Consider the following 24,436-nt stretch of genomic DNA (forward strand, 5'->3'; position numbering starts at 1 on the left):
GCCGGGGCGACACAAGGGGAGGCAGGACCACGGTGGCTGATGGCACCAAGGCGGTCGTCGACACGTCAGCAGCTGACGCGGCGGCGGACGAGGCCGCGCTCGCCGCGGCGATCGACGAGGACGAGGACGAGGACGCCCGGCGGACCGTCGGCCCGGAGACCTCCGTCAGCGAGGAGACCTCGGAGATCACCGCACCGCTCTCGGTCCAGGAGATCGCCGCCGAACTGGCCGCCGGCTCCCCCCGGAAGAAGCCCGCCCCCGCGCCCGCACCCGCCAAGCGCCGCCCCACCGACCCGCAGCCCACCGTCGACCCGCGCGACACCGCCACCCTCCCGCGCACCCTGCCCGCACCCCAGCGCCGCAGCGGCGACATGATCGGCCACCGGTACCGGTTGGAGGAGTGCATCTCCCAGACCGACACCTTCAGCAGCTGGCGCGCCGTCGACGAGAAGCTGCGCCGGGCCGTCGGCGTCCACCTGATGGCCTCCGGACACCAGCGGGCCCGCAAGGTGCTGGCCGCCGCCAAGTCCGCCGCCCTGCTCGGCGACCCGCGCTTCGTCCAGGTCCTGGACGCCGTCCACGAGGGCGAGCTGGTCTACGTCGTACGGGAGTGGCTGCCGCACTCCTCCGACCTGGCCAGGCTGCTCGCGAACGGCCCGATGGAGCCGCACGAGGCGTACCAGATGGTCCGCCAGGTCGCCGACGCGGTCGCGGCCGCCCACCGGCGCGGCCAGGCCCACCTGCGGCTCACCCCGCGCTGCGTGCTGCGCACCGACAGCGGCCAGTACCGGATCAACGGCATCGCGGTGGACGCCGCCCTGCGCGGGCTGACCACGGAGGAGTCCGCCGAGGACGCCCAGCGCACCGACACCCGCGCGATCGGCGCCCTGCTGTTCGCCGCGCTCACCCACCGCTGGCCGTACCCGGAGGACCGCTACGACCTCCGGGGCCTGCCGAAGGGCCTCCAGAACGCCGCACCGGACCAGGTCCGCGCCGGGGTCCACAAGGGCCTGTCGGAGCTCGCCGCGCGGGCCCTGTTCGACCACCCGCCGCACCACGCCCAGCCGATCACCACCCCGGAGGAGCTGGTCCGGGCGATCGCGCAGATCCCCCGGATCCGCCCGCCCGAGCCGGAGCTGCCCGCCTTCCCCGTCCCGCCCCGGCACAACACCCACGCCCTTCCCACCGCGCCCAACCCGACCCGGGTGGCCGAGACGACGGTCAACCCGCTGCCCGCCTCCTCCCGCCCCACCGCCTCCCGGCGCACCCGGCGGCGGCTGCGCCGGGCGGTCAAGGCCACCGCCTGGACGGTCGCCCTGGGCGCGATCGGCGTCGCCTCCTGGCAGTTCGTCGACAACCTGCGCAACAACCACGGTGCCGTCGCCTCCCCGCTGCCGTCGGTCAGCACCGCCGCGCCGACGCCGCCCGCGCACCCGACCCCGCACACGCCGGTGCCCATCGCCATCAAGGGCGCGCAGTCGTACAACCCGCTGGGCGACGCGCCGGAGGGCACCGAGACCCTCGAGAAGGCCGTCGACGGCGACCCGAGCACCGCCTGGACCACCGGCTGGTACGTCGACCAGCTCGGCCCCAAGCCGCCCGCCCTGAAGTCGGGCACCGGACTGCTGGTCGACCTCGGCTCGCAGCAGTCGGTCTCCTCGGTGAACGTCCAGTTCACCGGCGGCGAGCAAGCGGCGGAGTTGCGGGTGCCCACCGGGGCCGCCGCCACCAATCCGATGCAGGCCAAGCCGGAGAGCTTCACCGTCGTCGGCAAGAAGTCGGGGACCAACGTCGAGTACACGCTCGACTCCCCGGTCACCACGCGATATCTCTTGATCTGGCTGACCGGTCTGACGAAGGATGGCGACGGCAAGTACCGCGGCCACGTCGCCGAGGTCAAGGTCTCCGGCTGACCGCGCCGCCCGCGCACCGGAACGACGGCTAGGGGTCAAGGGGTGACAGTGGCGGACGACGACGCGGCACTGCTCGCCCGGCACGTGGCGGGCGACCCGGAGGCCTTCGGCCTGCTGGTGAACCGACACCGTGACCGGCTCTGGGCAGTCGCCCTGCGTACCCTGGGCGACCGCGAGGAGGCCGCCGACGCGCTCCAGGACGCCCTGGTCTCCGCCTTCCGCGCCGCCTCCGGCTTCCAGGGCCGCTCGGCCGTCACCACGTGGCTGCACCGGATCGTGGTCAACGCCTGCCTGGACCGCGCACGGCGCAGCGCCACCCGCCGCACCACCCCGCTCGACGAGGACCCGCAGCGGCTCGACACCCTGGTCGGCGCCGCCGAACCGGCCGACTCCCCGGTGGTCCGGGCCGAGCTGCACCGCGAGGTGACCGCCGCGCTCGACGAGCTGCCCCCCGAGCAGCGGGCCGCGCTGGTGCTGGTCGACATGCAGGGCTACCCGGTCGCCGAGGCGGCCGAGCTGCTGGGCGTCCCGGTGGGCACCGTGAAGAGCCGCTGCGCCCGCGGCCGGGCCCGGCTGCTCCCGCTGGTGCGGCACCTGCGCGAGGACGACGGCGGACCGGATGTTTCACGTGAAACACCGGGCACCCGCGGCACCGCGCCACCGCGCCGGGACGCCCGGGGGAACCCGACGGCCGCCCGCACCGTCACAGGGACAGGCCCGAGCACCGGTCGGACGATGCTGGAAGGAGACGCGAGCACACGATGACCGCCCACCCCTCCTCGCCCGACCACGCCGGGGACCACCCCCCGGTCGAGCAGCTGGCCGACCTCGCCGAAGGGCTGGTCGACTCCCCCGAAGCCGTCGAGACGCTGCACCGGCACCTGGACGGCTGCGCCGAGTGCCGCGAGACCGTCGAGGCGCTCGCCGAGGTCCAGGCGCTGCTCGGCGCCGTCGAGACCCCGCCGATGCCCACCGACGTCGCCGCCCGACTGGACGCTGCACTGGCCCGAGCCGCGGCCGAGGCCACCGACACCTCCGACGCCGCTGCCGAGGGCGACCGCGAGGCCGCCGACCGACCGCAGGAGGCCCCTGCCGCCGCCCGCCGGTCCACCGCCCCGGCTCCGCCCGCACGCACCGCCACGGGGCCCTCAGCACCGCCCTCCCGCCCCGCGGGCCGGCCCGCCACCGCCACCGGCCCCGGCCGGTCCCGCCCCCGGCGGCGCTTCGCCCTGCTGCTCGGCACCGCCGCCGCACTCGCCGCCCTCGGGATCGGCGGGGCACTGCTGCTGCAGCCGGACGACCGGACCGGCGGCACCGCGGTCAGCGCGGGTGCCCCGGCAGCCACCGGTGCCGCCGAGCAGAGCGCCCGCACCCCGCACGCCGCGAGCGCCGGCACCGTCTACCGCGCCGACCAACTGGCCGCCCAGGTCCAGCAGCTGCTGGCCCGCTCGGAGAGCGGGCCGGGGCTGCGGGCGACCGGGCAGGCCAAGCCCGAGAGCGTCCTGCCCGCCGAGGGCGCCCGGCCCGAGCCCTCCGCCCCCGCCTCCCCGTCCGCTTCCCCCTCCTCCTGCCCGGCCCCCGCCCCCGGCGTCCCGCTGGCCACCGACCGGGGCAGCTTCGACGGCTCCCCGGTGGACGTGCTGGTGTACCCGCTGCCCGGCCGGACCGATCTGGTGGACGTCTACCTGCGCTCCTCCGACTGCGGCCCCGTCGTCCTGCACCAGAGCGTTCCCAGCCGCTGACCGGCGGTTCCCATGCGATCCACGCCCAGCACGCCACGCCGCTTCCGGAGTTCGGGCACCTGGTACTGATCCGCCTGGGAATGCGGGACACTGGTCAGTCGTTGTCCCGGGCGGCGGAGCAGGACCGCCCTCCCCGCAGCAAACGCGGGTCGCGATGCGAACCAGGAGAAGCAGTGAGCGACGTCCGTAACGTGATCATCATCGGTTCCGGCCCGGCCGGGTACACGGCTGCGCTCTACACGGCCCGTGCCTCCCTCAAGCCGCTGGTCTTCGAGGGGGCCGTCACCGCCGGTGGTGCGCTCATGAACACCACCGAGGTCGAGAACTTCCCGGGCTTCCGGGACGGCATCATGGGCCCCGAGCTGATGGACAACATGCGGGCCCAGGCCGAGCGCTTCGGCGCCGAGCTGATCCCGGACGACATCGTCGCGGTCGACCTCACCGGTGACATCAAGACCGTCACCGACTCCGAGGGCAACGTGCACAAGGCCCGCGCCGTGATCGTCACCACCGGCTCCCAGCACCGCAAGCTCGACCTGCCGAACGAGGACAAGCTCTCCGGGCGCGGCGTCTCCTGGTGCGCCACCTGCGACGGCTTCTTCTTCCGCGACCAGGACATCGCGGTGGTCGGCGGCGGCGACACCGCCCTGGAGGAGGCGACCTTCCTCTCCCGCTTCGCCCGCAGCGTCACGATCATCCACCGCCGGGACACCCTGCGCGCCTCCAAGGCGATGCAGGAGCGCGCCTTCGCCGACGAGAAGATCCGCTTCGAGTGGGACAGCGCGGTCGAGGCCATCCACGGCGACCCGAAGCTGACCGGCGTCACCCTGCGCGACACCACCACCGGTGAGACCCGCGAGCTGGCCGTCACCGGCCTGTTCATCGCGATCGGCCACGACCCGCGCACCGAGCTGTTCAAGGGCCAGCTGGACCTCGACGCCGAGGGTTACCTCAAGGTCGAGTCCCCCTCGACCCGGACCAACATCCCCGGCGTGTTCGGCGCCGGCGACGTCGTGGACCACACCTACCGCCAGGCCATCACGGCCGCCGGCACCGGCTGCTCCTCCGCGCTGGACGCCGAGCGCTACCTGGCCGCCCTGGACGACCTGGAGGCCAAGGCCGCCGCCGTCGCGGTCTGACCCCCGGGCCACCGACCCACCCCGCGGGGGTGTTCCACGTGAAACACCCCCGCCCCCGGCCGGGCAGAAACAGAACGGGTCCCTCCGTTGTTCTCCTGGCAGCAGCCCCCACCGTCCGAACCCGAGGAGTTCCCGTGGCCGGCGCCACCACCACCGTCACCGACGCGACCTTCAAGTCCGACGTCCTGGAGAGCGACAAGCCCGTGCTGGTCGACTTCTGGGCCACCTGGTGCGGCCCGTGCCGCCAGGTCGCCCCGGTCCTGGACGAGATCGCGGCCGAGCACGCCGACAAGCTGACCATCGCCAAGCTCGACGTGGACGCCAACCAGGCGACCGCCGCCCAGTACGGCGTCATCTCGATCCCGACCCTGATCCTCTACAAGGGCGGCGAGCCGGTGAAGCAGATCACCGGTGCCCGTCCGAAGGCCGCGCTGCTCCGCGAGCTGGACGGCCTCATCTAGGTCCTCGGATCGACGACCGTACGGCGGCGGGGCTCCCCGGGTGGGGAGCCCCGCCGCCGTTTCCCGTTCCCGCCGTTTCCCGTCCCGCCGCTCCCCGCTGCTCCGCGCGCGGACCCCGCTCAGAACGGCCGCAGCGCGGGCTCCTTGCGCCCGCCGCCGAGCAGCCGCTCCAGCGCTCCCTCCACGTCCCCCCGCCAGGAGAGCGTGGTCCGCGCCTCCAGCCGGAGCCGCGGGTAGCGGTGGTGCGGCCGGACGGTCTTGAAGCCGACCGCGAGCAGGTGGTCGGCCGGCAGCACGCAGCTGGTCGGCAGCCGTCCGACCGAACCGAAGGCCTCGATCGCCCGCACCCCGCGCCCGATCAGGTCCTTGGCCACGGTCTGCACCAGCACCCGGCCGAGCCCCTGCCGCTGGTAGCCCGGCAGCACCCGGCTGACCATCAGCTGGACGGCGTCCGGCGAGACCGGACTGGTCGGGAAGGACTGCGAGCGGGGGACGTAGGCGGGCGGGGCGTAGAGCACGAAACCCGCGGGCCGGTCGTCCACGTAGACGATCCGACCGCAGGAGCCCCACTCCAGCAGCACCGTGGAGATCCACCCCTCCTTCTCCAGCTCCGGCTTCCCCGACTCCACCGCCTCCCTGGCGCTGACCGGGTCCAGTTCCCAGAACACACAGGAGCGGCAGCCGTCCGGCAGGTCCCCGAGGTTGTCCAGCGTCAGCGGAGCGATCCGGCGTCCCATGCCCGCACCTCCTCCTCCACGTCACGGTCGAGCATTCCCCCACGAACACCGATGGGTGCATGTTTCACGTGAAACAGCGCTCACGTGAAGCATGCACCCATCGGGTCGGTGCCATGGGCCCGGTCCGGCTCAGCCCTGCGACAGCCGCAGACCGTCCTCGCCGGGAGCCATGCTGTCCAGGATCCGGTTGAGGTCCTCCACCGAACCGAACTCCAGCACCACCTTGCCCTTGCCCAACTTGCCGCCGCGCTGCGACACCTCGACCTTCACCCGGGTGTCGAAGCGGTCCGACAGCCGGCTCGCCAGGTCGTTGAAGGCCGGGGAGAGCAGCTTGCCCGCCTTGGGCGTCTGACGCTTGGGCTTCGTCTCCTCCTCCGAGCGCATCAGCACGACGATCTCCTCGACGTTGCGCACCGTGAGGCCCTCGGCGATGATCCGCGCGGCCAGCCGCTCCTGCTGCTCGGTGTCCGGCACCCCGAGCAGCGCCCGCGCGTGCCCGGCCATCAGCGTTCCGGCCACCAGCCGGGACTGGACGGACGGCGGGAGCTTCATCAGCCGTAGCGTGTTGGACACGTGCGCGCGGGACCGGCCGATCCGGTCGGCCAGCTCCTCGTGGGTGCAGGAGAAGTCCCGCAGCAGCTGGTCGTAGGCCGCGGCTTCCTCCAGCGGGTTCAGCTCGGCCCGGTGCAGGTTCTCCAGGAGGGCGTCCAGCAGCAGCTTGTCGTCCTCGGTGGCCCGGACGATCGCCGGGATACGCTCCAGTCCGGCCTCCCGGGAGGCGCGCCACCGGCGCTCGCCCATGATCAGCTCGAAGCCGTCGGCCCCGGTCTGGCGCACCACGATCGGCTGCAGCAGGCCGACCTCCTTGATGGAGGTGACCAGCTCCGCCAGCTTGTCCTCGTCGAAGACCTCACGCGGCTGGCGCGGGTTGGGGATGATCGAGTCCAGCGGCAGCTCGGCGAAGTAGGCACCCGCCGGCTGTGCCTGCCCGGCCTGCTTCTCGGCGGCCGCCCGGGCCGCCACCGTGCCCCGGCCGCTCGGCAGCGTCGCCACCGGGACCGGCGACGGCGCACCGGTCGCCGCCACCGAGGCCGGAGCGGGCGCGGCTGTCGCGGGCTTCGCCGCCGCCCCGCCGTCCACCGGCGCGGCGGGGCGGATCAGCGCCTCCAGCCCTCGACCCAGACCCCTGCGACCACTCACTGATGACCCTCCGTCGTGCCGTGCTGTGCCACCGGGGCGCCGTGCCCCTGCTGGCCGTCCCGCTGCTGACCCACCAGCGAGCCGGTCTGCCCCACCGCACGCAGCGCGAGCTCGCGGGCGGCCTCCAGGTAGGAGAGCGCCCCGGTCGAACCCGGGTCGTAGGTGAGCACCGTCTGCCCGTAGCTGGGCGCCTCCGAGATGCGCACCGAGCGAGGGATCGCCGTGCTCAGCACCTCTTGCTGGAAGTGGGTCCGGACCTCCTCGGCCACCTGGGCGGCCAGCCTGGTCCGGGCGTCGTACATGGTGAGCAGGATGGTCGAGACGTGCAGCGCGGGGTTGAGGTGCGCGCGCACCAGCTCGACGTTCCGCAGCAGCTGGCCGAGGCCCTCCAGCGCGTAGTACTCGCACTGGATCGGGATCAGCACCTCCTGGCCGGCGACCAGGGCGTTGACCGTCAGCAGGCCCAGGGAGGGCGGACAGTCGATCAGGATGTAGTCGAGCGGCTGCTCGTAGGCCGCGATGGCGCGCTGGAGCCGGCTCTCCCGGGCCACCAGGGAGACCAGCTCGATCTCGGCGCCGGCCAGGTCGATGGTGGCGGGGACGCAGAACAGTCCCTCGACGTCGCGCACCGGCTGCACGACGTCGGCCAGCGGCTTGCCCTCCACCAGGACGTCATAAATGGACGGCACCTCGGCATGGTGGTCGATGCCCAGCGCCGTGGAGGCGTTGCCCTGCGGGTCGAGGTCGACGACCAGGACGCGCAGCCCGTGCATGGCCAGCGAGGCGGCCATGTTCACGGTGGTGGTGGTCTTGCCCACCCCGCCCTTCTGGTTGGCGACCACGATCACCCGGGTGGCGGCGGGCCGGGGCAGCCCCTCGCCCGCTCGGCCGATCGCCTGTACCGCAGCCTGGGCAGCCCGCGCGATGGGCGTGTCATCGATCTGGTCGATGGTCTCCGAGTCCTGCATGGGGGTCAGTGTTTCACGTGAAACCGGAGCGGCAACAGTCGCCGCCCGGCCGCGACCAAGGATTCCTGAGAGCAAGGAGCGACGTTTCACGTGAAACACCATGCCCGCTTTGCCGGAAATCTGATGGTGCGACACTCCGGTTCCCTGCGGGTACCTCCCGGTCGGCCCATCCGTCACCTGAACGACGACGGGCGGACGCCCCTCCCGTCCAGGAGGGCCGTCCGCCCGTCTCCACGCGTGTCCGACGTCACCCGGCTCAGCGGGTGCGGCGCCGCCCGCCCCGACCGCGCTCGCCGTTCCGGGCGCTCGCGTTGCGGCCGGCCCGGGCCGCCTTGGCCCGCCGGGTCGCGGCCTTGACCCCGCCGGGGCTCTCCCCCGCCTTGACCTGGACCACCCGGGTCGAGGTCTCCAGAGTGCCCTCGCCGACCGAGATCACGCTCCACTCGACCGCGCCCAGCTTGGCCAGCCCGGCACGCGAGTCGGCCAGCTCCTGCTCGGCGCTGTCCCCCTTGAGCGCCAGCATCTGTCCGTGCGGACGCAGCAGCGGCATGCCCCAACCGGCCAGCCGCTCCAGCGGAGCCACCGCCCGGGCGGTCACCACGTCCACCGCGATCTTGCCGACCATCTCCTCGGCGCGGCCGCGCAGCACCGTGACGTTCTCCAGCCCCAGCTCCCGGACGACCTCCTCCAGGAAGGTGGTCCGGCGCAGCAGCGGCTCCAGCAGCGTCACCGAGACGTCCGGACGGGCCAGCGCCACCGGGATGCCGGGCAGACCGGCGCCGGAGCCGACGTCGCACAGGGTGGTGCCGCCCGGCAGCAGCTCGGCCAGCACCGCGCAGTTGAGCACGTGGCGGTCCCAGAGCCGGGGCACCTCACGCGGCCCGATCAGCCCGCGCTGGACGCCCGCGGTCGCCAGCAGCTCGGTGTACCGGACCGCCGCGTCGAAGCGGTCGCCGAAGACCTCCCGGGCGACGGCGGGCGCCTCGCCGGGATCGGCCGCCTCGCTCGGCACAGTCACCTCGTCGGCCCGCCCCTCCGCGGCCGGGTCCACGTCCTCCCCCGGCCGGCCGGCAGCCGCGTTCTCCGTGTCCATCTCGACCTCTCCGATCCCCGGATCCACCGACCCGCTCAACGCACTGTTTCACGTGAAACGTCTCCCGCCGGGGCGCTCCCCGCGGAAGGGACGACGACCCCGCCCGCACGAGGCGGACGGGGTCGCGTCCGGTGAAGCTCTCCGGCCGCCAAGGGCGACCGGTCATCGACCTGCCGGCGTCAGGCCGGCAGCACGACCACGCACCGCTGCGGCTCCTCGCCCTCGGACTCGCTGCGCAGACCGGCCGCGGCGACCGCGTCGTGGACGACCTTGCGCTCGAACGGCGTCATCGGCCGCAGCTTGACCTGCTCGCCGCTGCTCTTCGCCTGCTCGGCGGCCTTGGCACCGAGCGCAGCCAGCTCGGAGCGCTTGCGGGCCCGGAAGCCGGCAATGTCCAGCATGAGGCGGCTGCGCTCGCCGGTCTCCCGGTGGACAGCCAACCGGGTCAGCTCCTGCAGGGCCTCCAGCACCTCGCCGTCCTGGCCGACCAGGCGCTGCAGCGCGCGGTCGTTGCCGTCGCTGACGATGGAGACCAGGGCGCGGTCGCCCTCGACGTCCATGTCGATGTCACCGTCGAGGTCCGCGATGTCGAGCAGACCCTCCAGGTAGTCGGCCGCGATGTCGCCCTCCTGCTCCAGGCGGGAGATGAGGTTCTCGTCGGCGCTGGCGGCGGCCTCGGTCTCGACGGCGGAGGTGGTGCCTTCCGTCACTGATGGACTCCTTCGGGGATGGGCCCGTCTGCCGGGCCGGGAACGAAGCTCTTCGCGGCTGTCACCACGGGCCCGGAGGCCGGGTCAGGACCTCTTCTTCGGCCGCTGACCGCCACCGCGCTTCGGCTGCTGCCGGGTGCCCTGCTTGGTGCCGGCGGGCTTGGCCGCGCTCTGCTTGGCGGCCGCCGGCTTGGCACCCGAGTCGGCCGGGACGGCGTCCGCGGGCTCCTCGGCCGCGGCGTCCTGGCCCGGCTCGGCCGCCTGCGCGGCACCGCCGTGCTGGCGCTGGGCCTTGGTCTGCCGACGGGGCTGCTGGCGGCTCGCCCGCACCGACTCCTCGACCACGGCCGCGGCGGAGGCCGCCTCGCTGATGGCCGCCTTGGACGGGGGCAGCATGCCCCAGAGTGCGCCCTTGATCTCCGTACCGTCCGGACGCAGTCGGCCGGCCTTCTTCAGGCGCGCCTGGCGCTCCTCGAAGGCCTTGCTGCCCGGGGTCGGGTTGTTGTGGATGACGATCAGCTGCTGGCCCATCGACCAGACGTTGGTGGTCAGCCAGTAGACCAGGACACCCACCGGGAAGTTGATGCCCATCACGGCGAACATCACCGGGAAGACGTACATCAGCATCTTCTGCTGCTGCATGAACGGCGTCTTGACCGTGAGGTCGACGTTCTTCGTCATCAGCTGGCGCTGGGTGATGAACTGCGACAGCGACATCAGGATGATCATCACCGCGGTGACGATCTTGACGTTGGTCTCGTCGCTACCCAGGAAGGTCGCGGACAGCGGGGCACCGAAGATGTGCGCCTTGCCGGCGCTCACCAGCAGGTCACCGTGGATGACGCCGATGTCCTCGCCCTTGGCGACCTTGGCGAGCACGCCGTAGAGGGCGGTGAAGAACGGCGCCTGCACGAGGATGGGAAGGCAGCTGGAGAACGGGTTGGTACCCGCCTCCTTGTACAGCTTCATCATCTCTTCGGACTGGCGCTGCCGGTCGTTCTTGTAGCGCTCCTGGATCGCCTTCATCTTCGGCTGGATCGCCTGCATGGCCCGGGTCGCCTTGATCTGCTTCACGAAGAGCGGAATCAGGCAGATCCGGATGACGACCACCATCGAGGCGATGGCGAGACCCCAGGCCCAGCCACCGTCCGGGTCGAAGATGTGGCTGTACAGCGAGTGGAACTGGACGATGATCCAGGACACCGCTGTGTAGAGGGGGCTAAGGAAACCGAAGGTCACCGGTCAGACTCCTTGGACAGGTGGATTGGCCGCTCGGGGCCAATGGTCGCCGGGCCCTCGGGGTCCGGACCGGCGGGGGGTGCGGTCACCGGTTCTCCGGTGGCGGACCGGCTCTTCAGCCAGTCTCGCAACCGCCGGTGCCACACCGGGTGCTTACGCGGCGGGACATGATCGACCCCGCCGGGCGTCCACGGATTGCAGCGCAGGATGCGCCACGCGGTCAGTCCGCCGCCCTTGACCGCCCCGTGCACCTTCACGGCCTCGTAGCCGTAGTGCGAGCAGGAGGGGTAGTAACGGCACACCGGACCGAGCAGCGGGCTGATCGTCCACTGGTAGACCCTGATCAGACCCATCAGCAGGTACTTCATCGCCCTGCTCCCGTCGGCGCCGTGGCGGCGGGCTCGGCCCTCAGCAACCGCTTCAGCGCCGCGTCCAGGTCACGTTCGAGGTCCTGGTACGAGGCGGTCGCGGCCTGGGGCAGCGCACGCACCACTATCAGGCTACCGGCGGGCAGCCTGATCAGACGATCACGAACGAGATGGCGCAACCGGCGCTTGACCAGGTTGCGAACGACCGCCGGGCCGACGGCCTTGCTCACGACGAAACCCGCACGCGCCGAAGGAGTCCCCTCGGCGACGTGCGGGCGGGAGTCGCTGGTCCGGTCGGTCTGCCCCTGGGGGTCACCCTCTCTGCTGAGATGGACGACCAGAAGGGGCCGGCCGGCCCGGCGACCGCGTTTCACCGCGGTCGCGAAGTCCTGGCGCCGCCGCAGCCGATTCTCGGAGGGCAGCACAACAGACTCTGGCGCGGATCAGGCGGACAGGCTGGCGCGGCCCTTGCCACGGCGGGCAGCCAGGATGGCGCGGCCGGCGCGGGTACGCATACGCAGCCGGAAGCCGTGGGTCTTCGCGCGACGACGGTTGTTCGGCTGGAAGGTGCGCTTGCTCACTCGGGGGCTCCTGAGGTGAATCGTAGGATGACGGGGAGTCGCTTGGCCGTCACCGTGCGTCCGCGTGATCTCCCCTGATTTCGGAAATCCGGCCCATCGCCCCAGTTCGGCTGGGGTCTGAGGCAATCCACGGCGCCCGTGCTGCGCGCCTTATGGAGCGGGCGGACCCGCGGACATGCGGCAGCGGCCATCGACAACTCGACCTGGTTACGGTACGCGGGACGGGGCACGAGGGTCAAACCAGCCCGCGATGGCCCGCTTTACCCACAGCCTGTGGACAACGACTTGATCCGGCTCTGTTCGCTGACTACCGTTGCAGGACTTGTCTGGTTTGTTCTTGGAAAGCGTGCACCAGTGGCTGATGTCAACAGCGACCTCGTCCCGGTCTGGGCCAGGGTCGTCGAGCGGCTGGTCAGCGACCCCGATGTCGGGGAGATGGACAAACAGTGGGTGCAGCGCACCCAGCCGATGTGGATGATGCACGACACCGCCCTGCTGGCGACCCCGAACGAGCGGGCCAAGCAGGTGCTGGAGGGTCGGCTGCTGCCGCAGCTGACCGAGGCCCTCAGCCGTGAGCTCAGCCGTCCCGTCCGGATCGCCGTGATGGTCGACGCCAACGCCGTGCCGACCACCCCCGCACCCTCCCCCCAGGCCCCCGCCGAGCCGTACCCGGGCCCGGCCGAGGACACCGGCGGCTACGGCGGTCAGGACTACCAGCAGCCGTACGAGCACGGCCAGCCCTACGAGCAGGGCCAGCCGTACGAGCAGGGCCAGCCGTACGAGCAGGACTACGAGCGCCCCCGCTACGACACCGGCGGCTACGAGCAGCGCCCGGCCCCGTACGGCGGTCCCCCCTCCGGCCCGCAGGGCTGGCAGGGCTACCAGGAGCAGCCGCCCGCCCGCTACGAGTCCGAGGAGCCCGCGGAGCGGCGGCCCGCGCCGCGTCCCCTCCCCGGCCCGCCCGCGACCACCCAGGGCGACCTCTTCGGCGGCGCCTACGGTCCCGGCCCGAACGAGCAGCCCCGCGGCGGCGCCGGCCGCCGCTCCGCGGGCTCCCGTCCCACCGGCGGCCGCCCGGCGGAGAAGTCCGCCCCGGAGCGGCCCGGCGAGCGCCCCGCCGTTCCCGGCGTGCCCGCCCCGCCCGGTGCTCCCCCGGCCGGCGGCTCCCGCAAGGACGAGCCGGCCGCCCGGCTGAACCCCAAGTACCTCTTCGACACCTTCGTCATCGGCGCCAGCAACCGCTTCGCGCACGCGGCGGCGGTGGCGGTCGCCGAGGCCCCGGCCAAGGCGTACAACCCGCTCTTCATCTACGGCGAGTCCGGGCTGGGCAAGACCCACCTGCTGCACGCCATCGGGCACTACTCGCGCAGCCTCTTCCCGGGCACCCGGGTGCGCTACGTGTCCTCGGAGGAGTTCACCAACGAGTTCATCAACTCGATCCGGGACGGCAAGGCGGACACCTTCCGCCGCCGCTACCGGGACATGGACATCCTGCTCGTGGACGACGTGCAGTTCCTCGCGAGCAAGGAGTCCACGCAGGAGGAGTTCTTCCACACCTTCAACACCCTCCACAACGCGAACAAGCAGATCGTCCTCTCGTCGGACCGGCCGCCCAAGCTGCTGACCACGCTGGAGGACCGGCTGCGCAACCGCTTCGAGTGGGGGCTGATCACCGACGTCACCCCGCCGGAGCTGGAGACCCGGATCGCGATCCTGCGCAAGAAGGCGATCCAGGAACAACTGAACGCTCCCGCCGACGTGTTGGAGTTCATCGCGTCCCGGATCACGCGCAACATCCGGGAGTTGGAGGGCGCGCTGATCCGGGTCACCGCCTTCGCCAACCTCAACCGGGCACCGGTGGACCTGGAGTTGGCCGGGATCGTCCTCAAGGACCTGATCCCGGGCGGGGACGAGGACGCCGGCCCGGAGATCACCGCGCAGGTCATCATGCAGCAGACCGCCGCGTACTTCGGTCTGGGTGTGGACGACCTCTGCGGATCCTCGCGCAGCCGTGTGCTGGTGACGGCCCGCCAGATCGCGATGTACCTGTGCCGGGAGCTCACCGACCTCTCGCTGCCGAAGATCGGCGCGCAGTTCGGCGGCCGCGACCACACCACGGTGATGCACGCGGACCGCAAGATCCGCTCGCTGATGGCCGAGCGGCGCTCGATCTACAACCAGGTCACCGAACTCACCAACCGCATCAAGAGCTAGCCGCGGCAAGCGGTTGCAGCGGTAGCCGGAGCCATACCGGCGCACCGCGGCCCGGAGGGCGTCAGGAGCGATCCTGGCGCCCTTTTCGCATATCCACAGGTGTGCGTCGGGCGCCGACTGGGCAGGGTTGTGGTCGACGGACGGTCCACCAGTCCACAGCCCGCGCCGAACAACTGACCGGCGATTCGAAAACCCGGGGCGTGCAAGGCGGTTGTCCACAGGGCGGGGCCCTTCCCCATCGTCCACAGGCCGGGGAGTCCGAAGTTATCCAGAATTCGTCCACAGGCTCGTCACCGCTACGCTCTTCGGCGCAGGTCAGGTGCCTGTGGACTTGTGCACAACGGTTATCCACAGGGTGTGGACAATTGACGGGCCGCCAGTGGGCCATCCGGGTTATCCACCGGTTGTCCCCAGGCTCGGGGCGGTTATCCCCAGGTTGTCCACAGCGGCGTCCACAGTTCGACAACCGTGAGCCGGCGTTCATACCCTGGTGTGAAAGGCGTCACGAAAAGTTGACCGGCGCCCGTGGATAACCGGGCCCGGATCTGGGGATAGCCCTGGGGATAACCTGTGGATACCCTGCGTGCCCTGTGGGTAACGCTCGGCTGTCCACAGCGCGGCCTGTCCGTCCACAGCCGCCGTCCACACCCACTGTGGACAAAATTCGGGCCCTGACCTGCGGAAACGGGGTTATCCACGGTTTCCACAGGCCCTACTACTACCACTACACAGATAGACCGTGGACTTGCTTTCAAAGTGGGTGGGCCCCAAATCTGTGGACAACCGCTCTGCGACATCTGTTCGAGTTGCTTCCGCCCGTCTGCCCCGTCTGTCGGCGGAGTACGTCAGACTGTCCTTGCGACTGGAAGCGGAGTGAGCAGAGCTCGGCGGACAGCCGAACCGACGATCAAGATCAGACGAACCAGAGTGCGAGCGGGAGCGCTCGATCCAGGAGGCGGTTACCGGTGAAGTTCCGGGTGGAGCGTGACGTCCTCGCGGAGGCGGTGGCCTGGGCTGCCCGCAGCCTCCCGGCACGGCCGCCGGTGCCGGTGCTGGCCGGCCTGCTGCTGACCGCGCAGGAGGGCAGCCTGGCGCTGTCAGGCTTCGACTACGAGGTCTCGGCCCGGGTCGAGCTGGAGGCGGACGTCGAGGAGGCCGGCACCGTCCTGGTCTCCGGTCGTCTGCTGAACGACATCTCCCGCAACCTTCCCAACAGGCCTGTGGAGATCTCCACCGACGGCCAGCGGGTCAGCGTGGTCTGCGGCAGCTCCCGCTTCACCCTCCCGACCCTCCCGGTGGACGAGTACCCGGCCCTGCCCCAGATGCCGACCGCCACCGGCACCGTCTCCGGTGACGTCTTCGCCTCCGCCGTAAGCCAGGCCGCGGTCGCCGCCGGCCGGGACGACACCCTCCCGGTGCTCACCGGCGTCCGGGTCGAGATCGAGGGCGACCGGATCACCCTGGCCGCCACCGACCGCTACCGCTTCGCCGTCCGCGAGCTGCTGTGGAAGCCCGAGCAGTCGGACATCTCCGCGGTCGCCCTGGTCCCCGCCAAGACCCTGCAGGACATCGCCAAGTCCCTGGGCAGCGGCGACAACGTGTCCATCGCGCTCTCCTCGGGCGGCGCGGGCGAGGGCCTGATCGGCTTCGAGGGCGCCGGCCGCCGCACCACCACCCGGCTGCTGGAGGGCGAGTTCCCCAAGTTCCGCAGCCTCTTCCCGACCGAGTTCAACGCGGTCGCGGCGATCCAGACCCAGCCCTTCCTGGAGGCGCTCAAGCGCGTCTCGCTGGTCGCCGAGCGCAACACCCCGGTCCGCCTCAACTTCGAGGAGGGCGTGCTGACCCTGGAGGCCGGTTCGGGCGACGACGCCCAGGCCACCGAGCGGATCGAGGCCTCCCTGGAGGGCGACGCCATCTCGATCGCCTTCAACCCGGGCTACCTGGAGGAGGGCCTCAAGGCCATCGACTCCGCCTACGCCCAGCTGAGCTTCACCACCCCGACCAAGCCCGCGCTGCTCAGCGGCAAGGTCTCGGTGGACGCCGAGGAGGACAAGGCCTACCAGTACCTGATCATGCCGGTCCGCCTCTCCGGCTGATCCGGCTCCGGCTGATCGCTTCGGTCGCGACCGTCCACAGGCTGTGCACACCCGCTGTGCACAGCCTGTGGACGTCTCCCCCGGTCGGCCCGACCGCAGGCGGGCGCCGGTGGTTCAGCGCGTAGGCTCAAGGGGGTGCGGCAACGGCGCCGCCGGCAGCACGTCCCCACAGGTAAGGACTTGGTCATGGAGCTCGGTCTCATCGGTCTCGGCAAGATGGGTGGCAACATGCGCGAGCGGATCCGCCGCGCCGGCCACACCGTCATCGGCTACGACCGCAACCCGGACATCTCCGACGTCGAGAGCCTGCAGGAGCTCGTCACCAAGCTTCAGGGCCCGCGCGTGGTCTGGGTGATGGTCCCGGCCGGTGCCGCCACCCAGGCGACCGTCGACGAGCTCGCCGAGCTGCTCTCCCCCGGCGACGTGGTGGTCGACGGCGGCAACTCCCGCTGGACGGACGACATCAAGCACGCCGAGGTGCTGGCCGCCAAGGGCATCGGCTTCGTGGACTGCGGCGTCTCCGGCGGCGTCTGGGGCCTGGAGAACGGCTACGCGCTGATGTACGGCGGCGACGCCGAGCACGTCGCGCGCGTCCAGCCGGTCTTCGACGCGCTCAAGCCGGAGGGCGACTTCGGCTCGGTGCACGCGGGCGCGGTGGGCGCCGGCCACTTCGCCAAGATGGTCCACAACGGCATCGAGTACGCGATGATGCAGGCCTTCGCCGAGGGCTGGGAGCTGCTGGAGGCCGCCCCCGAGGTCACCGACGTGCGCGAGGTCTTCCGCAGCTGGCAGGAGGGCACCGTCATCCGCTCCTGGCTGCTGGACCTGGCCGTCCGCGCCCTGGACGAGGACGAGCACCTCGAGAAGCTGCGCGGCTGGGCCGCCGACTCCGGCGAGGGCCGCTGGACCGTCGAGGCCGCGATCGACCACGCGGTGCCGCTGCCGGCGATCACCGCCTCGCTGTTCGCCCGCTTCGCCTCCCGCCAGGACGACTCGCCGCAGATGAAGATGATCGCCGCGCTGCGCAACCAGTTCGGCGGCCACGCGGTCGAGTCCAAGTAGTCCCCAACCGGGGCGGAGTCCCCACGGGGACTCCGCCCCGGGTCATCCACAGAAGGCGGGCGCAGTCCACAGCCATGCACGTCGCGCACCTGTCGCTCGCCGACTTCCGTTCGTACGCCCGGGCCGAGGTGGCCCTCGACCCGGGCGTGACGGCCTTCGTGGGGCCCAACGGGCAGGGCAAGACCAACCTGGTCGAGGCGATCGGCTACGTCGCCACGCTGGGCAGCCACCGGGTCGCCACCGACACCCCGCTGATCCGGCTGGGCGCCGAGCGGGCGGTGATCCGCACCTCGGTGGTGGACCGTGGCCGTTCCACCCTGGTCGAGCTGGAGCTGACTCCGGGTAAGGCCAACCGGGCCCGGATCAACCGCTCCGACAACGTCCGCCCGCGCGACGTGCTGGGCCTGCTGCGCACCGTGCTGTTCGCCCCCGAGGACCTCACCCTGGTCAAGGGCGACCCCGGTGAGCGCCGGCGTTTCCTGGACGAGCTGCTGACCGCCCGCGCACCCCGGCTGGCCGGCGTGCGGCAGGACTACGAGCGGGTGCTCAAGCAGCGCAACGCCCTGCTGAAGACCGCCGCGATGGCCCGCCGGGCCGGCGGCGGCAAGGGCGCCGACCTGTCCACCCTGGAGGTCTGGGACGGTCATCTGGCGCGCGCCGGCGCCGAGTTGACGGCCTTCCGGATCCAGCTGGTGGCCGCCCTGCAGCCGCTGGTGGCGGCCGCGTACGGGCAGTTGGCGCCCGGTGGCGGCGAGACCGCCCTGGAGTACCGCAGTTCCTTCGAGGGCGAGTTGCCGACCAGCCGCGAGCAGGCCGAGGAGCAGCTGCTGCGGGCGCTGCAGGCGGTCCGCAAGCAGGAGGTCGAGCGCGGCCTCACCCTGGTCGGCCCGCACCGCGACGAGCTGGTGCTCAAGCTCGGCCCGCTGCCCGCCAAGGGCTACGCCAGTCACGGCGAGTCCTGGTCCTTCGCGCTGGCGCTGCGGCTGGCCTCGTACGAGCTGTTGCGTGCCGACGGCGGTGAGCCGGTGCTGATCCTGGACGACGTGTTCGCCGAGCTGGACGCCGCCCGCCGGGACCGGCTGGCCGAGCTGGTGGCCGACGGCGAGCAGGTGCTGGTGACCGCGGCGGTCGCCGAGGACGTGCCGAAGGCGCTGGCGGGCGCCCGGTTCGCGGTCGCCGACGGCAGTGTGCGCCGCGTGGACGCCTGACCGCGCACCCGCGCCACGATCTCCCGCCCCACGAACACCCGCGCGACCACTACCGAGACCGTCCCGAGGACCACCGCCGCGATCCGCGCCGTCCGTGCGCTCCCGTAGGCTGGACGGCTCGGCGGGCGCGCGACCGCGACCGTTGTCCACAGGCTGGGGAAAGGAGATCGCCGTGAGCGAGCCGGCGGAGGCTGGACCCTCCATCCCCGGGCCCGGCGCCCCCGAGCCGACCGGTGCCGACCTCGCCCGCTCCGCGCTGCGGGCGGCCCGCGCCCAGGCGCGGCAGCGCGGCGAGCAGGTCCGGGAGAAGCGCGAGGCGAAGCGGCACGGTCTGCGCAGCGGTGCCCGTTCGGACGGCCGCGACCCGGTCCCGTTGGGCGCCGCGCTGAACCGGCTGCTGACCGAGCGCGGCTGGGAGTCCTCGGCCGCCGTCGGCGGGGTGATGGGCCGCTGGCCGCAGATCGTCGGCCCGGACATCGCCGCGCACTGTCACCCCTCCTCCTACGACGAGGCCGCCGCGGTGCTCACCGTGCAGTGCGACTCCACCGCCTGGGCCACCCAACTCCGATGGCTGGCACGGCAGTTGGTGGCACGTCTGAACCACGAGCTGGGCCACGGCACGGTCCGGACCATCAAGGTGCTGGGCCCGGCGGCACCGGCCCGCGGCTACGGCCGGCTGCGCGCACCGGGGAGCAAGGGGCCGGGCGACACCTGGGGGTGATCGGGGGGCGGGCCGGTCGTCGGCCGTACGGATCGGATGGGGATCTTCCGGAACCCCTGACAGCCCTCCCAGGCGCTCTGGGGCCCCCGGGCGAGTATCGGGACATGTGCAGAGGGGCTTCAGGGCGGCGTATCTGCCTTCAAGGGCTGCCAAACGCCCATCTCTGTCAGTCGTACCGGTAGACTGGGAGCCAAACACTGTTGCTAGTGGCAACCGAGTCGAAACGCCGTGGTCGCACGCCCGCCCGCACGGGGCGGGGATGCGGCCCGTGCTGTGCCAGAGAGGGCGCTTCGTGGCCGATTCCGGCAACCCCAGCCAGACCCCAGACCAGTCCGACCAGGCTTCCTACACCGGTAGCAACATCCAGGTGCTGGAAGGCCTCGACGCCGTCCGCAAGCGCCCCGGCATGTACATCGGTTCCACCGGTGAGCGCGGCCTGCACCACCTGGTGCAGGAGGTCGTGGACAACTCCGTCGACGAGGCGATGGCCGGGTACGCCGACACCATCGACGTCACGATCATGGCCGACGGCGCGATCCGCGTCGTGGACAACGGCCGAGGCATTCCGGTGGACATCGTCCCCGGTCAGGACAAGCCGGCCGTCGAGGTCGTGCTCACCGTCCTGCACGCCGGCGGCAAGTTCGGCGGCGGCGGCTACGCCGTCTCCGGCGGTCTGCACGGCGTCGGCGTCTCCGTGGTGAACGCGCTGTCCACCAGGCTCTCCGTGGAGATCCACAAGGACGGCAACATCTGGACCCAGGACTACAAGATGGGCGCCCCGGCGGCTCCGCTGGCCAAGGGCGAGTCGACCGACCGGACCGGCACCACGGTCACCTTCTGGGCCGACCCCGACATCTTCGAGACCACGGTCTACTCCTTCGAGACGCTCTCCCGGCGCTTCCAGGAGATGGCCTTCCTCAACAAGGGCCTGTCGATCTCGCTGACCGACGAGCGCCCGGAGCACGTGGACGAGAACGGCGAGCCGCTCACCGTCACGTACAAGTACGACGGCGGCATCGCCGACTTCGTCGCCCACCTCAACTCCCGCAAGGGCGAGGTCATCCACCCCTCGGTGATCGACTTCGAGGCGGAGGACAAGGACAAGGCGATCTCGGTGGAGATCGCGATGCAGTGGAACACCTCCTACACGGAGGGCGTCTACAGCTTCGCCAACACCATCCACACCCACGGCGGCGGCACTCACGAGGAGGGCTTCCGCGCCGCGCTGACCGGCCTGGTCAACCGCTACGCGCGGGACAAGAAGCTGCTCCGCGAGAAGGACGACAACCTCTCCGGCGAGGACATCCGCGAGGGTCTGACCGCGATCATCTCGGTCAAGCTCGGCGAGCCGCAGTTCGAGGGCCAGACCAAGGACAAGCTCGGCAACACCGAGGCCAAGACCTTCGTCCAGAAGGTCGTCCACGAGCAGCTCAACGACTGGCTGGACCGCAACCCCAACGAGGCCGCGGACATCATCCGCAAGTCCATCCAGGCCGCCACCGCGCGCGTCGCCGCCCGCAAGGCCCGCGACCTGACGCGCCGCAAGGGCCTGCTGGAGTCCGCCTCGCTGCCGGGCAAGCTCTCCGACTGCCAGTCCAAGGACCCGTCCGAGTGCGAGATCTTCATCGTCGAGGGTGACTCCGCAGGCGGCTCGGCCAAGCAGGGCCGCGACCCGCGCACCCAGGCCATCCTCCCGATCCGCGGCAAGATCCTGAACGTCGAGAAGGCCCGGATCGACAAGGTGCTGCAGAACACCGAGGTCCAGGCGCTGATCTCGGCCTTCGGCTGCGGCATCCAGGAGGACTACGACGAGGCCAAGCTCCGGTACCACAAGATCGTCCTGATGGCCGACGCCGACGTCGACGGACAGCACATCCGCACCCTGCTGCTCACCCTGCTGTTCCGCTTCATGCGGCCGCTGGTCGAGTCCGGGTACGTCTACCTCGCCATGCCCCCGCTGTACAAGATCAAGTGGGGCAAGGACGACTTCGAGTACGCCTACTCCGACCGCGAGCGCGACGCGCTGATCGCCGCCGGGGTGGAGGCCGGGCGCCGGCTGCCCAAGGACGACGCGATCCAGCGGTTCAAGGGTCTCGGCGAGATGAACGCCGAGGAGCTCCGGGTCACCACCATGGACGCCGAGCACCGTCTGCTGCTCCAGGTCACCCTGGAGGACGCCGCCCGCGCCGACGAGCTGTTCTCCGTGCTGATGGGCGAGGACGTCGAGGCCCGCCGCTCCTTCATCCAGCGCAACGCCAAGGACGTCCGCTTCCTGGACGTGTGACGCCTGCACCCCAGGCCCCGCACGTACCAGTCCGCGTGAAAGGAAACTGACCACCAGTGGTCGACGACAACCGTCCCGAAGGCGACCAGCCCGAGACGCCCGAGGCCGCCGAGGCCACCGCTCAGGCGACGATGCGGATCGAGCCGGTCGAGCTCGAGACCGAGATGCAGCGCTCGTACCTCGACTACGCGATGAGCGTGATCGTCAGCCGTGCGCTGCCCGAGGTCCGCGACGGCCTCAAGCCGGTGCACCGGCGCGTGCTCTACGCGATGTACGACGGCGGGTACCGCCCCGAGAAGGGCTACTACAAGTGCGCCCGCGTCGTCGGCGACGTCATGGGCAACTACCACCCGCACGGCGACACCTCGATCTACGACACCGTGGTCCGCCTGGCCCAGCCGTGGTCGCTGCGGATGCCGCTGGTGGACGGCAACGGCAACTTCGGCTCCCCGGGCAACGACCCGGCCGCGGCCATGCGCTACACCGAGTGCAAGCTGATGCCGCTGGCCATGGAGATGATGCGCGACATCGACGAGGAGACCGTCGACTTCGCGCCCAACTACGACGGCCGCTCGCAGGAGCCGACCGTCCTGCCCGCGCGCTTCCCCAACCTGCTGGTCAACGGTGCCACCGGCATCGCGGTCGGCATGGCCACCAACATCCCGCCGCACAACCTCCGCGAGGTCGCCTCCGGCGCGCTCTGGTACCTGGAGAACCCGGAGGCCTCCAACGAGGAGCTGCTGGAGGCCCTGATCGAGCGGATCAAGGGCCCCGACTTCCCCACCGGCGCGCTGATCGTCGGCCGTCGCGGCATCGACGACTACTACCGCACCGGCCGCGGCTCGGTCACCATGCGCGCCGTGGTCGAGGTCGAGGAGATCCAGGGCCGCCAGTGCCTGGTGATCACCGAGCTGCCGTTCCAGGTCAACCCGGACAACCTCGCGCTGAAGATCGCCGACCTGGTCAAGGACGGCAAGATCGCCGGCATCGCCGACGTCCGCGACGAGTCCTCGTCCCGCACCGGCACCCGCCTGGTGGTCGTGCTCAAGCGCGACGCGGTCGCCAAGGTCGTGCTGAACAACCTGTACAAGCACACCGAGCTGCAGACCAACTTCGGCGCCAACATGCTGGCCCTGGTCGACGGCGTGCCGCGCACCCTGTCGCTGGACGCCTTCATCCGGCACTGGGTCAACCACCAGGTCGAGGTCATCGTCCGGCGCACCACCTTCCGCCTGCGCAAGGCGGAGGAGCGCGCCCACATCCTGCGCGCCCTGCTCAAGGCGCTGGACCTGATCGACGAGGTCATCGCGCTGATCCGGGCCTCGGCGAGCGCCGACGCCGCCCGCACCGGCCTGATGGGCCTGCTCGACATCGACGAGCTCCAGGCCAACGCCATCCTGGAGATGCAGCTGCGCCGCCTGGCCGCCCTCGAGCGCCAGCGGATCATGGACGAGCACGACGAGCTGCAGCGCAAGATCGACGAGTACAACGCGATCCTGGCTTCGCCGACCCGCCAGCGGGAGATCATCTCCGAGGAGCTCACCGCGCTCGTCGAGAAGTACGGCGACGAGCGGCGCTCCACCCTCATCCCCTCCGACGGCGACCTCTCCATCGAGGACCTCATCGCCGAGGAGGACATCGTCGTCACGATCACCCGTGGCGGCTACGTCAAGCGGACCCGCTCCGACCTCTACCGCTCGCAGAAGCGCGGCGGCAAGGGCGTGCGCGGTGCCCAGCTGAAGCAGGACGACATCGTCGACCACTTCTTCGTGACGACGACCCACAACTGGATCCTGTTCTTCACCAACAAGGGCCGGGTCTACCGCGCCAAGGGCTACGAGCTGCCGGACGCCGGGCGCGACGCCCGCGGCCAGCACGTCGCCAACCTGCTGGCCTTCCAGCCGGAGGAGCACATCGCCCAGGTGATGGCCGTCCGGACCTACGAGGACAAGCCGTACCTGGTCCTCGCCACCCGGGCCGGCCTGGTGAAGAAGTCCCCGCTGAAGGACTACGACTCCCCGCGCTCCGGCGGCCTGATCGCGATCAACCTGCGCCAGGACGAGGAGGGCCGGGACGACGAGCTGATCGGCGCCGAGCTGGTCTCCCCCGAGGACGACCTGCTGCTGGTCTCCAAGAAGGCCCAGTCGATCCGCTTCACCGCGACCGACGACGCCCTGCGGCCCACCGGACGCGCCACCTCCGGCGTCAAGGGCATGGCGTTCCGCGAGGACGACGAGCTGCTCTCGATGAACGTCGTCCGTCCGGGGACGTACGTCTTCACCGCCACGGACGGCGGGTACGCCAAGCGGACCGGTGTGGACGAGTACCGTGTCCAGGGACGCGGCGGCTACGGCACCAAGGCGGCGAAGATCGTCGAGGGCCGGGGCTCGCTCGTCGGCGCACTCGTGGTCGACGAAACCGACGAGATCATGGCGATCACCCTCTCGGGTGGGGTGATCCGCACGAGGGTTTCCGAGGTTCGTGAAACCGGACGTGACACCATGGGCGTCCAACTGATCAACCTCGGAAAGCGCGACGCGGTCGTGGGCATGGCCCGCAACGCGGAGGCCGAGGACGAGGAGACGGCGGAGGACGAGGTCGCGGGCACCGAGTCCACCGACACGGCCGAGGGTGCGGAGACGGCGGTCGGCGGAGACGTCGAGGCCTGAACCGAACCGCAGACCGGTGCCGCCGCGTCCA

At 71.4% G+C, this 24,436-nt stretch carries 21 protein-coding genes; 12 read left to right on the forward strand and 9 right to left on the reverse strand.

The annotated features are described in order from the left end of the window. Positions 1-32 precede the first annotated feature (32 nt). From ACZ3TI_RS11695 to trxA, 5 genes are all read left to right on the forward strand, one after another. A complete protein-coding gene (locus tag ACZ3TI_RS11695) occupies positions 33-1,913 on the forward strand; it encodes a protein kinase family protein (RefSeq protein ID WP_465725931.1) in 1,881 nt (626 codons plus the stop codon). Between the two features lie 42 nt (positions 1,914-1,955). Continuing rightward, the gene (sigM, locus tag ACZ3TI_RS11700) at positions 1,956-2,678 is read left to right on the forward strand and encodes an RNA polymerase sigma factor SigM (protein ID WP_465725933.1); all 723 of its coding nucleotides are present in this window, start codon (positions 1,956-1,958) and stop codon (positions 2,676-2,678) included. Beyond that, a complete protein-coding gene (locus ACZ3TI_RS11705) occupies positions 2,675-3,655 on the forward strand; it encodes a hypothetical protein (protein ID WP_465725935.1) in 981 nt (326 codons plus the stop codon). Before sigM ends, ACZ3TI_RS11705 begins: the two co-directional genes overlap by 4 nt. 173 nt (positions 3,656-3,828) lie before the next feature. Then, positions 3,829-4,794, forward strand: coding sequence for a thioredoxin-disulfide reductase (trxB, locus tag ACZ3TI_RS11710; protein WP_465725937.1), 966 nt, complete (start codon positions 3,829-3,831; stop codon positions 4,792-4,794). Between the two features lie 134 nt (positions 4,795-4,928). After that, entirely contained in the window at positions 4,929-5,255 is a 327-nt protein-coding gene (gene trxA / locus ACZ3TI_RS11715) for a thioredoxin (RefSeq protein ID WP_465725939.1), read from the forward strand. Positions 5,256-5,374: 119 nt separating this feature from the next. Here the strand turns inward: trxA and ACZ3TI_RS11720 are convergent, their stop codons facing one another. The 9 genes from ACZ3TI_RS11720 to rpmH all read right to left on the reverse strand — a co-directional run bounded on the left by ACZ3TI_RS11720 (position 5,375) and on the right by rpmH (position 12,151). Next, entirely contained in the window at positions 5,375-5,992 is a 618-nt protein-coding gene (locus ACZ3TI_RS11720) for a GNAT family N-acetyltransferase (RefSeq protein WP_465725941.1), read from the reverse strand. 129 nt (positions 5,993-6,121) lie between these two features. Then, positions 6,122-7,192 (reverse strand): ParB/RepB/Spo0J family partition protein, encoded by a 1,071-nt coding sequence (locus ACZ3TI_RS11725; protein WP_465725943.1) that lies wholly within the window; start codon positions 7,190-7,192, stop codon positions 6,122-6,124. Beyond that, positions 7,189-8,160 (reverse strand): ParA family protein, encoded by a 972-nt coding sequence (locus tag ACZ3TI_RS11730; RefSeq protein WP_465725945.1) that lies wholly within the window; start codon positions 8,158-8,160, stop codon positions 7,189-7,191. The genes ACZ3TI_RS11725 and ACZ3TI_RS11730 overlap by 4 nt, the downstream gene beginning before the upstream one ends. A 256-nt stretch (positions 8,161-8,416) precedes the next feature. After that, complete coding sequence (rsmG, locus tag ACZ3TI_RS11735) at positions 8,417-9,253, reverse strand: 16S rRNA (guanine(527)-N(7))-methyltransferase RsmG (protein ID WP_465725947.1); 837 nt, start codon at positions 9,251-9,253, stop codon at positions 8,417-8,419. A gap of 179 nt (positions 9,254-9,432) precedes the next feature. Beyond that, positions 9,433-9,963 (reverse strand): Jag family protein, encoded by a 531-nt coding sequence (locus tag ACZ3TI_RS11740; protein ID WP_465725949.1) that lies wholly within the window; start codon positions 9,961-9,963, stop codon positions 9,433-9,435. An 84-nt stretch (positions 9,964-10,047) separates the two neighbouring features. Next, positions 10,048-11,202: a membrane protein insertase YidC gene (gene yidC / locus ACZ3TI_RS11745; protein ID WP_465725951.1), complete on the reverse strand. Its 1,155-nt coding sequence runs from the start codon at positions 11,200-11,202 to the stop codon at positions 10,048-10,050. Next, positions 11,199-11,570: a membrane protein insertion efficiency factor YidD gene (gene yidD / locus ACZ3TI_RS11750; protein ID WP_465725953.1), complete on the reverse strand. Its 372-nt coding sequence runs from the start codon at positions 11,568-11,570 to the stop codon at positions 11,199-11,201. The genes yidC and yidD overlap by 4 nt, the downstream gene beginning before the upstream one ends. Continuing rightward, a complete protein-coding gene (rnpA, locus tag ACZ3TI_RS11755; RefSeq protein WP_465725955.1) occupies positions 11,567-11,995 on the reverse strand; it encodes a ribonuclease P protein component in 429 nt (142 codons plus the stop codon). Before rnpA ends, yidD begins: the two co-directional genes overlap by 4 nt. An 18-nt stretch (positions 11,996-12,013) precedes the next feature. Next, complete coding sequence (gene rpmH / locus ACZ3TI_RS11760) at positions 12,014-12,151, reverse strand: 50S ribosomal protein L34 (RefSeq protein WP_030059672.1); 138 nt, start codon at positions 12,149-12,151, stop codon at positions 12,014-12,016. 354 nt (positions 12,152-12,505) lie between these two features. Between rpmH and dnaA the strand changes: the two genes are divergently transcribed. The 7 genes from dnaA (at position 12,506) to gyrA (ending at position 24,405) form a co-directional block, all read left to right on the forward strand. Continuing rightward, positions 12,506-14,365 (forward strand): chromosomal replication initiator protein DnaA, encoded by a 1,860-nt coding sequence (gene dnaA, locus ACZ3TI_RS11765; protein WP_465725957.1) that lies wholly within the window; start codon positions 12,506-12,508, stop codon positions 14,363-14,365. Positions 14,366-15,330: 965 nt separating this feature from the next. Further along, entirely contained in the window at positions 15,331-16,461 is a 1,131-nt protein-coding gene (dnaN, locus tag ACZ3TI_RS11770) for a DNA polymerase III subunit beta (protein WP_465725959.1), read from the forward strand. A 135-nt stretch (positions 16,462-16,596) separates the two neighbouring features. Further along, positions 16,597-17,523: a phosphogluconate dehydrogenase (NAD(+)-dependent, decarboxylating) gene (gene gnd / locus ACZ3TI_RS11775; protein ID WP_465725961.1), complete on the forward strand. Its 927-nt coding sequence runs from the start codon at positions 16,597-16,599 to the stop codon at positions 17,521-17,523. A gap of 74 nt (positions 17,524-17,597) precedes the next feature. Then, a complete protein-coding gene (recF, locus tag ACZ3TI_RS11780; protein ID WP_465725963.1) occupies positions 17,598-18,731 on the forward strand; it encodes a DNA replication/repair protein RecF in 1,134 nt (377 codons plus the stop codon). 172 nt (positions 18,732-18,903) lie between these two features. Then, positions 18,904-19,452, forward strand: coding sequence for a DciA family protein (locus tag ACZ3TI_RS11785; protein WP_465725965.1), 549 nt, complete (start codon positions 18,904-18,906; stop codon positions 19,450-19,452). A gap of 268 nt (positions 19,453-19,720) precedes the next feature. Further along, on the forward strand, positions 19,721-21,736 hold the full coding sequence (gene gyrB, locus ACZ3TI_RS11790) for a DNA topoisomerase (ATP-hydrolyzing) subunit B (RefSeq protein WP_465725967.1): 2,016 nt from the start codon (positions 19,721-19,723) through the stop codon (positions 21,734-21,736). Between the two features lie 131 nt (positions 21,737-21,867). Continuing rightward, a complete protein-coding gene (gene gyrA / locus ACZ3TI_RS11795) occupies positions 21,868-24,405 on the forward strand; it encodes a DNA gyrase subunit A (RefSeq protein WP_465726058.1) in 2,538 nt (845 codons plus the stop codon). Positions 24,406-24,436 lie beyond the last annotated feature (31 nt).

The sequence above is a fragment of the Kitasatospora sp. NPDC023120 genome, from assembly GCF_055560835.1.